The organism is Streptomyces sp. NPDC001393 (genome assembly GCF_053597455.1).
Genome location: NZ_JBSFIH010000015.1, coordinates 1 through 9,500 on the forward strand (window position 1 = coordinate 1; position 9,500 = coordinate 9,500).

The 9,500-nt window shown below is 71.0% G+C and carries 12 protein-coding genes and 1 pseudogene; 6 read left to right on the plus strand and 7 right to left on the minus strand.

Annotated elements, in window-relative coordinates; all coding sequences use genetic code 11:
- Positions 1–224 precede the first annotated feature (224 nt).
- The 6 genes from ACWC2T_RS18305 (at position 225) to ACWC2T_RS18330 (ending at position 4,818) form a co-directional block, all read left to right on the plus strand.
- Positions 225–716 carry a hypothetical protein gene (locus ACWC2T_RS18305; protein WP_450671359.1) on the plus strand — a complete coding sequence of 164 codons (492 nt, stop codon included), beginning with the start codon at positions 225–227 and terminating at the stop codon, positions 714–716.
- 92 nt (positions 717–808) lie between these two features.
- The gene (locus ACWC2T_RS18310; RefSeq protein WP_450671360.1) at positions 809–1,594 is read left to right on the plus strand and encodes a DUF317 domain-containing protein; all 786 of its coding nucleotides are present in this window, start codon (positions 809–811) and stop codon (positions 1,592–1,594) included.
- 37 nt (positions 1,595–1,631) lie between these two features.
- A complete protein-coding gene (locus tag ACWC2T_RS18315) occupies positions 1,632–2,636 on the plus strand; it encodes a SpaA isopeptide-forming pilin-related protein (protein WP_450671361.1) in 1,005 nt (334 codons plus the stop codon).
- Positions 2,637–3,229: 593 nt separating this feature from the next.
- The gene (locus ACWC2T_RS18320) at positions 3,230–3,583 is read left to right on the plus strand and encodes a DUF317 domain-containing protein (RefSeq protein WP_055706165.1); all 354 of its coding nucleotides are present in this window, start codon (positions 3,230–3,232) and stop codon (positions 3,581–3,583) included.
- 107 nt (positions 3,584–3,690) lie between these two features.
- A complete protein-coding gene (locus ACWC2T_RS18325; RefSeq protein WP_055706141.1) occupies positions 3,691–3,981 on the plus strand; it encodes a hypothetical protein in 291 nt (96 codons plus the stop codon).
- A 15-nt stretch (positions 3,982–3,996) separates the two neighbouring features.
- Positions 3,997–4,818: a DUF317 domain-containing protein gene (locus ACWC2T_RS18330; RefSeq protein ID WP_055706140.1), complete on the plus strand. Its 822-nt coding sequence runs from the start codon at positions 3,997–3,999 to the stop codon at positions 4,816–4,818.
- 185 nt (positions 4,819–5,003) lie between these two features.
- Here ACWC2T_RS18330 and ACWC2T_RS18335 read toward each other — a convergent pair whose 3' ends face one another.
- The 7 genes and pseudogenes from ACWC2T_RS18335 to ACWC2T_RS18365 form a co-directional block, all read right to left on the minus strand.
- On the minus strand, positions 5,004–5,702 hold the full coding sequence (locus ACWC2T_RS18335; protein WP_450671362.1) for a hypothetical protein: 699 nt from the start codon (positions 5,700–5,702) through the stop codon (positions 5,004–5,006).
- Between the two features lie 80 nt (positions 5,703–5,782).
- Positions 5,783–6,235, minus strand: a complete 453-nt coding sequence (locus tag ACWC2T_RS18340; RefSeq protein ID WP_450671363.1) for a hypothetical protein — start codon at positions 6,233–6,235, stop codon at positions 5,783–5,785.
- 83 nt (positions 6,236–6,318) lie between these two features.
- Positions 6,319–8,040: a relaxase/mobilization nuclease domain-containing protein gene (locus tag ACWC2T_RS18345; protein ID WP_450671364.1), complete on the minus strand. Its 1,722-nt coding sequence runs from the start codon at positions 8,038–8,040 to the stop codon at positions 6,319–6,321.
- Entirely contained in the window at positions 8,037–8,663 is a 627-nt protein-coding gene (locus tag ACWC2T_RS18350; RefSeq protein ID WP_450671365.1) for a plasmid mobilization protein, read from the minus strand. The genes ACWC2T_RS18345 and ACWC2T_RS18350 overlap by 4 nt, the downstream gene beginning before the upstream one ends.
- Complete coding sequence (locus ACWC2T_RS18355) at positions 8,660–8,863, minus strand: hypothetical protein (RefSeq protein WP_450671366.1); 204 nt, start codon at positions 8,861–8,863, stop codon at positions 8,660–8,662. The genes ACWC2T_RS18350 and ACWC2T_RS18355 overlap by 4 nt, the downstream gene beginning before the upstream one ends.
- Before the next feature lie 119 nt (positions 8,864–8,982).
- On the minus strand, positions 8,983–9,174 hold the full coding sequence (locus tag ACWC2T_RS18360) for a hypothetical protein (protein WP_058083010.1): 192 nt from the start codon (positions 9,172–9,174) through the stop codon (positions 8,983–8,985).
- Positions 9,171–9,500, minus strand: a pseudogene (locus ACWC2T_RS18365) (hypothetical protein); the annotation flags it as partial. The pseudogene ACWC2T_RS18365 and the gene ACWC2T_RS18360, both read right to left, overlap by 4 nt.

The following is a 9,500-nucleotide window of genomic DNA, read 5'->3' on the forward strand; positions in this document are numbered from 1 at the left end:
AGGACCAACAACAGAGTGGGGGGGGGCCGGCCGCGACCAACCCGCCCGCCCCCCCGGCGGCGGGGCGCGCCCGCGCCGCGTGCCCGCCCGTCGAGCGGCGTCCCGACGGCCAGCCGCGCTTCCCGCCACAAGCGTCCCGCGATGGAGCACCACCAGCGGTCCGGCGCTTCCCGGCCCGCGACGCTGAACCACCCGCCACCTGACTGCCCGACCGGAGACACCGCGTGGCCCTGCACGCCCGAGAGTTCTTCATGGAGCATCTGAAGCTCCCCTTCACCGAGGCAACCGTCGTCGGCGCCACCTTCTACGCCGCTCCCACCTCTGGCCCTCTGCGGCTGCGGATCGACTTCTCCCCGACCATCCGCGCCGGCGAGTACGACGGCCTGCGGCTTGCCACCCTCCATCAGGACTGTGGCCAACTCGACACTGTGGTCCTGCGGTTCGAGGACCACAAGACGTTCGACCACCGCGACGCGACACAGGGCCGAGCGCCGCAGAACTCGGGGTACGGCACGTTCAAGGAGTTCCGGGACCGTCCCGACTGGGTGCCGTGGCAAGGCGCTCACACGGCTGGACTGCGCGAGGCGATCGAGCAGTACACCACCGTCTGGTTCCCCGGCGCGTGGACGGCATCCGCACCGAGCCGAACGGTGGGCCGTACTGCTCGCAAGGCGCCATCCCCGCCGCCCTCCCGCAGCGGGAGCCGCACCCGCTGAACCGGCCAGCCGCTTCACCCCCATATCCAGCTCCCGCGCGGCACTTGGGCTCACGCCTGCAGATGCTCCGCGCCCTTCCTTACAGGCGCCCCGTGTCGTCCGACCCCTTCAACAACCTCGGCCCGGACAGGGAAGTGAAGGTCCTGCCCCGCCATCTGGCTGGCCCCGGCCCCACCGACCTCCACATCGCCTGGCCTTTCCCCTTTGATGAGGACTGGTCGCTGCACCAGCCCGGGACGGGACCGGCGCTCGCCAGCAGCCCCTGCCTGCGCCTGTTCACCGGACTCGTCCCCTCGGACACGTTCAGCAAGGGGAAGTGGACCATTGCTGCGAACCGCGTCCCGTTCGCTCAGCCGACCTGGAAGATCACCTTCGACGCCACCACCCCGATCGAGCTGCTCCACGATGTCCATACCGAACTGCTCGACCTCTACCTCGAAGACCGCCACAGCGACCGCGACCGGCTGTTCGAGGACGACACCGCGCCGCAGGAGGCGTACACGCCGCTGCTCTCCCGCGGCTGGAGCCACCAGGTCAAGACTGACGGCACGCAATTCTTCCGTGCCCCCGACGACCTAGCCGGCGTACGGCACCGCTACGCCGGCTCCGACGCTCCCACCTGGACGGCCTGGGGCGGACACCCCGATCAGCCGTACTGGCGCGCCCAGTTCTCCTTCGGCACGCCTACCGCGCTGGTTGCGGCATTCACCATCTCGATGATCTCCACCGTGCCGGTCAGCCGCACCGTGAAAGACGTCCCGTTCCCCACCCGCGACCGCCTCTACATCGTGGCGGCGGCAACGGGGGCAAAGCAGGCGCCTCTCTCTTCGCCGGTCGCCACGCCCCCTCCGGGCCCGGCCCCGCGCCGAACCCGCTGACCCCTTCTCCACACCGATCAAGGAGCCACCTTTCTTTATGCGCACCCGTATGCCGACCGCGGCCCTCGTCGTTGCCGCTGCCGTGACCGGCACCCTGGCCTGTGTACCGACCGCTTCGGCTCACGCTGACGAGCCCACCCCGGCCACGAGTGCCGTCCCCACCGGCGGCGTCCAGATCACCAAGAAGGATGCCGGCGGGGACCTGCTGGCCGGCGCATCGTTCACCCTGCTCGACACCACCGGGAAGGAAGTGGCCCAGGGGAAGACCGACACCGACGGCAAGCTCGCCTTCAACGGCCTGGCAGCCGGCGTCTACCGGCTCAAGGAGGTCTCCAGCGGCAACCCTCTGCTCGACGTGGTCGCCGACCAGGACGTCATCGTTACCCCTGGGCAGACCGTGCCCCTGACGATCACCGACCCGTTCAAGCCCGCCGCCCTCACCATCAAGACGGCCGACAAGACCAGCGGCAAGCCGCTGACCGGAGCAGTCATCAACATCACCCCGGCGGGCAGCAGCGGCGACCCGGTCACCCTGACCACGGGCAGGGACGGTACCGCCACCGCCCAGCTTCCGGTCTCCTCCGCCACGGGCACCACCTACACGGTCACCGAAACCACAGCACCTTCCGGCTACCAGCTCGACGCCAAGCCGGTAAAGCTCACCGCCAAGCCCGGCGCCCCGGTCACCGTCACCCTCACAGACACGGCGAAGGAACAGCCGACCACGCCGTCGGAATCGCCGAGCAGGACCACGCCGGGCACGACCGCACCGGACAAGCCTTCGGTCAAGCCGACGGCACCCGCCACCACACCCTGGCCGTCCACATCCGCTTCCAGCAGCCCGCTCGCCGATAACGCCTCGCCGTCGAGTAGCACGGCACCCACGCCCGAAGGCACCCTCGCCCACACCGGTGCCGACGCCACCCCCTGGCTCCTGGGCGGCGCCGGCCTCCTACTCGTCGCCGGAGGCGCTGCGGTCGTCGCCGCACGCCGGCGTGGCACTCGCGATGACGTCCCGAACGACGAGCCCGACCAGGTCTAAACACGGGACTCAGACATCGAGCGCCGCAGGACTCGCCGGTACGTTCGGCCTCAGGATGAGTGCCGTCGCGTACATCGACAGGCAGGACGGTTAGAGCAGCGGGGCGACTCCCTTCGAGTCGCCCCGCACTCGTTGCCGCAAGCCAGGAACAAGCTCCCGAGAGGTTTCGCCTCTCGGGATTTTTGCGTGCCCTGGTCATTTCGTTCCATGCCTCCGGCGCCGCGTGTCGTCTGGGGGGAGCGAGGAGGAAGTGAGACGGGCGGGGTTGGAGGCTCCCAGGGGTTCCGTGTTGGCCGGCTGATCCGTCCAAGGGAGAGGCCGGTCTGCTCAGAAACTGAACGCGTGGAGTGCTCAGAGTCTGAGCACGGCTGGTGTTCAGATTCTGAACGCGCCCTGGCGCCGATGATCGCGAGCTGTCGGTGCCCTGCGTCCTCGCTGCCGACGGCCCGGGGCAGGTGCGGTACGGCGAGGGCGGATCTCGCAGTTCGCCGGTGGCAGACGAGAAAGATCCACGAATGACTGGAACTGCGGGCAGGGCCATGTGAACCTAGACGACCTTCCCCGGAACGTAGCAGGTCAGAGAGGTGATCGCCGTGACCGTAGCTCCCGTGAGCCCGGGCTTCTCCACCACCGTCGAGGCCCTGCGGCTGCGCGAGTGGCAGCTCGGTCCTGGCCAGCCCACGCTGGTCATGGACCAGTTCTCCGCGGAGGACTTCCACCTGATCGTGGATGACCGCGCGGACGTGCACGTCAGCTCCAAGGACGGCCGGTTCTACCTCGGCTGGTTCCCGCTCGGCCGCCCCGGCACGGACGGCGAGGGATGGAAGATCGCCGTCACCGGCACGGCCAAGGTGCGTGGCTACCACCTGTCGTTCGACACCGAGACGCCGGCGGACATCGTCGCCGCCGCCGTGGCGCGCGTGCTGGAGACCTCACGCCCCCTATGAGAGCGCGGACACCGACAGGTAGCCCCCGCCCCGCACGCGGTCGTCTGTCTGCCGCCCGCCGAACGGTTCCACTGCTCCCCGTTTCCCTCTACCTCAGGAGGCTGTTCGTGACGACCCCGGAGATGACTGTCGGCGATCTCATCGACCTGCTGTCCGGCTGCGACCGGAGTGCCCCGGTCCGCCAGGCCATGAATCCCTTCTTCCCGATGGCACACCGCTTGGCGCAGGTCGTGCAGTCCGTGGACGAGACCGGGCAGCCCGTCGTGTACCTCGCCGAAGGCCGGGAGCCGGACGCCCAGCTCGGTCATCTGCCGCCCGAGGTCGCCGTCGCCCTGACCTGGCACTCTCCCGTCCAGGCACCCCCTCGCCGGGAACGCCGCACCGCACGCGGCAAGTAGACCGGCACCGAGCCCTTGGAGGCGCCCCTGAACCCCGACATTCCCCTCGATCCGCCGGCCAGCAACAGCGCCCAGCGCGCGTACTGGGTCGGTCCCCGGCACCTGGCCGGGGACGACGGACGCCTCTACGACTCCGTCGCCGATACGCTCGCCGGCCTTGGCTGGTCGAGCCTTGCGATCGTCCGCGGGCGCCAGGAACCTGACGAGGCGCCGGAGGACCGTCAGGTCCTGCGCAGCACCGTCCTCCACATCAGCCCCGACACCCTCCGGTGGGCCCAGTGGGTCCTGGCGGACGAGCCGTTCCACCTCGGCGAACTGCCGATCGCCTGGCAGGTCTGCGCCCGCGCCGATACCAACAGTCCGCTCGCGCAGTGGTCGGCCTACTTCACCCCCGACGTCCCCGGCGAGGTCCTCACCGACTTCCTCGTCGCGCTCGATGCCCGGGACCAGCCCACCGTGTCCTTCGCTGGGCCCGAGCTGGTCCTCGACGCGGTCACCGCCCACGGCTGGCTCCGCGACATCGACCAGCCCCACGCGGCAGCGATAGACCCGACCTTCACCTCCCACCTCAGCCTCGGCGAGGTCCCGCCCCTCATCCAGGACGCCGACCCGCGCACCCTGGTCGCCGAGAACGACGCTGCGGGACCGGTCGGATGGCAGGCATGGGCCGAGCCCGCGCTGGGCACGCAGTGCCTGTGGGCGGCGTCCTTCGCAGCCAGCGTCCCGCACGACCTGGTCGCCGCGTTCGCCGCCTCGCTCAGCTCGACCGCACCGGTCCTGCGCCGGGTGCTGCCGGAGAGCACCCGGGACCGGCTCCTGCGCGCCCCGGCCGGCTGAACGCCGGTGTCCGCCCTTGACCCGACGCATGAAGCCCGCCCTCCCCGATTCCGGGAAGGGCGGGCTTTGCTGCTGTGTTTGCCGGTGCGCTAAGGGGTTCGGAGCGTGACGGCAGTATGTGACGCCAGCTGCGACAGAGCCCGGCGCCCTCGACCGTGGTGGTCGAGGGCGCCGTTGCGAGCGCGTCAGCGAGTCGCTGTCGCCTTGGCGAGAGCCTTGCCGAGATGCTGGTCGACCAGGGCCGGCGGGCCGGAGACGATCAGGAGCAGGCTTCCCTCACGTATCGCGGTCTGCTTGACGAGGCTGTCCTGCCCACCGGAAGAGAAGGTCATCAGCTGGCTCCACTGCTGGTCGCCGAGCCGGGGCGCGGTCGTCTTCTGTGACGTGATATTGATGGCGGCGCTGCCGGAGACGACTTGGTAGGTCGGGCAGCCGGTCATGGCGTCGAAGATCCGATCGATGCCGTCGGACAGCTTCGTGGAGGTGTCGCTGTACAGCTCCTCGGAGACCTCCGAACCGGCGCTGCCGCCGGTGTAGGTGAAGGACACCTTCGCCTTGTTGGGGAAGTCGAGGGAGCCGCCGGCCGCCGCGTCGCCGCCCAGCTTCTCCAAGGCGGGGCAGCCGGTGACGGTGACGTCGTCGTGGCTGGAGGTGTCCTCCGGCTTGCGGGTGTAGTCGGACCCGAGGTCGCTCTCGTCGAGCAGGCGGGGCTGAAGCGCGGCCGACGACAGCGGGGCGTCGCTCTGCTTGGTGGTGGCCGGGTGGCCTGCGGGGGCGGAGGACGGGGAGGTGGACTTCGCCTTGCTGGTACCGGCGGAGCAGGCGGGCAGGGTGAGGGCGGCGGCGGTGAGGCCGAGGGCGGTGAGGGTGAGGCGAACGCGCATGGGTGAACGACCCCTTGGTGCTCGGTGACGGTTGGACAGTGCGGGCCCGTGGGCCCGAGAAGGGGTCGAAGGAGTGGCGGTCAGCGGTGGCCGAGGTGCCGCAGGCAGTCCTCGAACGTGGCGTGGATGGCATCTCCGGGTCCGGAGTGCCGGTTGAACCACGCGGTGTCGAGACGGGTCTCGTGCTGCTGGTGGCCGGCCTGGCAGCGCAGCCAGACCTGGTCGTGGGTGGAGAGTATGAGCCACTCGCGGTAGGCGCCGCACTCGGCGCAGGTAACGACCTCGCCGTCCAGGACGACGGGCCACGGCCAGGGCATCACCCGGCCGTCGAGCTGGTCGTGGCTGGGGACGCGCAGCTCCGGCGGGAGGAAGTCGTCCACAACCGGCGCCGGCTCAGCGGGCTGATGCTCCTGCTGCATCTGCAGGACCGGTGGCACCTGGTCGGCCATCTGCAGCCACGCCTCGTACGCCCGGCGCTGCACCTCGCTGAACTCTTCCTCTTCCGCGCGGCGGCGTCGTATCCGGTGAAACACCCGGTGTCCTCCCTCATCTCGTCCTGCACGCGTCATGATCGTGCCCGAAGTCCGCTGACCTGTTCAATTCACAAAGTCCACAGTCACGACCGGCCGCGCCCAGGTCGGGCCTGTCCGGGGATGTGCTGCCCGGTGCGCTGTGCCGAGCGCTGTGCGGTGTGAGCGTCGGGCACCATGCCGGTGGTATCCGCGGGCAGGTCCGCTGCCCGGCGCAGCCGCCACACCAGGACGTCGCTGACGGACTCCGCCGTGGCGAGTTCCCGCCGTGCCGCGGCGTCGGCGAGCAGGGCGGCTGGGTCGTGGCCGGCGGCCTCGGCGTCGGCGAGGGTGGCGGCGAGCGCGTGCCAGCCGGGCTCGGCGAGGATCTGTTCGGCCAGTTCCGGTAGCGCCTCGCGCAGCACTGTCGTCTGCCGCTGCCGCAACGATCGATTGAGGCGTCGGCCCCGCAGGTAGAGGGCCCCGAGGGGTTGGGCTGCGGCGGCCTGGTAGGCGGCGCGCAGGTGTTCGGCGGCCTGGCGGGCGGCGGCGGCCTGCTGGGCGTGGTTCTTCTTCGCGTGCCAGTGGGCGGCGGCGGTGATGAGGAAGAACAGCATGTCGATCGCCATCGCGGTGGTCGCGCCGTCCTCGCCGCGGCCCAGCGCCGGGCCGCTGTAGACGAGGTCGCGGGCCGCCTGTCGCAGGGCCCTGTCGTGGCCGCGCTCGGCGCGCACGTGGGAGCGGGAGGCCCGCTCGAACGCCCAGGCGGCGTCGCGCAGTTCGCGCCTGGTGTGGGCGGCGGAGGTCTTCGCGAGCGCGTCCAGGACCTCGCCGGCAGCGGCGATGTACGCGGCGGCGATGGCGTCGTCGCCGTGCTCGATGACCAGCATCGCGGTCCACGCGGCCGAGGCCGTGCGTCTGCGGGCGGCGGCCGGGCCGCTTGGCGCCACAGTGGCGGGCGCATCCGCTGGTGCGGGGTCCTGGTCGCGGGTGTCGGCGGACCAGCGCTCCCGGATGCGGGGCAGGGACAGGTCGGGGGCGAGGCGGGCGCCGGGGTAGAAGACCGGTTCGCCGTCCTTGTTGCGGTCGTCGGGCAGGGCGACCTTGTAGCCGAGCAGGTCGCCGGAGGGGGCGAGGCGCTTGCGGATGATGAGGCCGGCGGCGGCCAGCCGGTCGAAGAACTCGGTCTCGCTGGTGGCGCCGGCCGCCGCGCGGCGCACGGTCTCGCGCAGTTCCTCCCGCGCGGTGCGCTCGCGGCCCTGGCGTTCGGCTTTGTGGCGCTCGGCGCTGGTGGGGCGCTGGGCAGCGGTGCCGTCGCCGGGGGCGACTTGGCGGAGGCCGAGTTCCTTTTCGATGAGGCGGCATTCGGCCTGGGCGCGCTTGCCGGAGCGGTAGTCGTCGGGGCGGCTGCCGTCCTCGCACACCAAGGTGGCGACGATGTGGATGTGGTCGTCCGCGTGGCGTACGGCGGCCCAGCGGCAGCCGGGCTGGCCGCCGCCGGGGTCGATGCCGGTGGCGGCCACGATGCGGCGGGCGATCTCGCCCCACTCCTCGTCGGACAGGATCCGGTCGTCCGCAGCCGTGCGCACGGAGGTGTGCCAGACGTGCTTGGCTGGCCGGGCGTGTTTCGGGAGGGCCATCACGGGCTGGTCGAGGAGCTGCTGGAGGTCCTTGAGGGTGGCGTTCGGGTCGCGGCCGGGGTCGGGGGACATGCCGTCGAAGGAGGCGACGAGGTGCGGGTCGATGTGCTCCTCGTGCTTGCCCGGACCGTACAGGTAGGCGAGCAGGCCGATGGTACGGGAGCCGGACTCGTTGACGCTGGGGATCATGAGCTGCGGTGTGCAATCAGCTGTGCGGCGGCCTCGTGGACGGTCTCGGCGGCCCGGCGGACGGCGGCGATGGTGGCTTCGAGCTGGAGTGCGTCGGCGCCGGAGTTGATGGCCTTCATGGCCTGGTTGAGGTTGCTGCCGGCCCAGCCGAGCTTGCGGCGGCTGTCGAACAGGGCTGTGATCACTTCGCGTTCGTCGGCGATCTCGGCGCTGGTGCGGTCGAGGTCGCGGGCGGCGGCGAGCGCGGAGCGCGCGAGGAACCCGGCGACGGACAGCTGACAGCGGGCGGCGGCGGACTTGATCAGGGCGAACTCTTCATCGTTGAAACGGGTGTTGGGCTGGTGCAGGCGCTTGTTCTCGCGCGGCTGTCGGGGGCGCTGACGGGCGCGTACGGCACGCTCACGGTGGCTGCGGCGCTCGGTCGGCTTCTCCTCCTGCCCCGGCTTCGATCCGCCCTCGGTCGAAGCCGGATGGACCTGCGCCCCCCGGTGCGGGTCCTCTCCCGCCCCCTTGGGGGCGGGTTTGGCGGAAGCTACGCTTCCGCCCCAACTTGCTCGCCCCCAGACCGAGTTGGGGTCCCGAGCAGGATCCGGGGTGGCGCTGTTCTCGTTCGGGTTCGTCATCGGCTGTCGGGCCTCGCCGTACGGAGCTGCCGCTGGATGGTGGCGGCCAGATCGAGAACGGAGGCCGGTCCGTGCAGGAGCTGGACCGGCCCGTTCGGCACCTGCTGGACGAGCCACTGGCCGGTCGGGACGGGCACCATGGCGTAGACGAGGTGCCGGCGGACCAGGACGGTGGCCCACGCAGCCGTCTCGGTGGCCATGTGCCGCGACGGAGGGATGGGGTGGGAAACCACGGGATGCCTCTCGGTACGGGGCGGTGGCCCGGGGTGCGCCGGGCCACCAAAGGGGGACAGGGGGAGTGACCTGCTGGTTTGCAGGGTCAGCCGCACTCGGGGCAGCGTCCGACGTGGCCGCTGAGCGCCCGGGCCATCCGCGCCTTCGTTGAAGCGGCGTACGTCGAGCTGGCCTTCGCCGACGGCTTGCCGGCATGCCGCCTGGAGTGGGCGCTCAGATAGCCGATCTCCCGCTCGTATTCCTCACGGATGGCGGCGAACTGCGGGCAGGTCCTCATGGTGTGGTGCTCCTTGTCGTCGTGTTGCTGTTTGGGCTGCGCAGGGCTGCCAGGACCAGGCTGAGTCGGTCGTTTCGGCCGCCGGGGAGCTTCTCGCGGCGGATGATCTCCCTGAGCTGGACTCGAGTCACGGCCGCGTTGCCGTCCCGTTCCAGCAGCGCGGGCACGTGGGGGCGGATCAGCTCGACCAGATGGTCGATGTCCTGCTCTGGCTCACGCGCCGGACGCTGAGCCTGCGGGCCGCGGGACCGGCTACTGCGCTTGCTCTTCCCCTTTGCCTTGGGGGCCGGCGTCCGGCGCAGGGGAACCTGGTGCCTCCGGTCCCC

Coding starts and splice junctions, on each gene's coding strand:
- ACWC2T_RS18315 (WP_450671361.1), top strand. CDS start 1,632: ATGCGCACCCGTATGCCGACCGCGGCCCTCGTCGTTGCCGCTGCCGTG.
- ACWC2T_RS18335 (WP_450671362.1), bottom strand. CDS start 5,702: ATGCGCGTTCGCCTCACCCTCACCGCCCTCGGCCTCACCGCCGCCGCC.
- ACWC2T_RS18345 (WP_450671364.1), bottom strand. CDS start 8,040: ATGATCCCCAGCGTCAACGAGTCCGGCTCCCGTACCATCGGCCTGCTC.
- ACWC2T_RS18350 (WP_450671365.1), bottom strand. CDS start 8,663: ATGACGAACCCGAACGAGAACAGCGCCACCCCGGATCCTGCTCGGGAC.
- ACWC2T_RS18355 (WP_450671366.1), bottom strand. CDS start 8,863: ATGGCCACCGAGACGGCTGCGTGGGCCACCGTCCTGGTCCGCCGGCAC.
- ACWC2T_RS18360 (WP_058083010.1), bottom strand. CDS start 9,174: ATGAGGACCTGCCCGCAGTTCGCCGCCATCCGTGAGGAATACGAGCGG.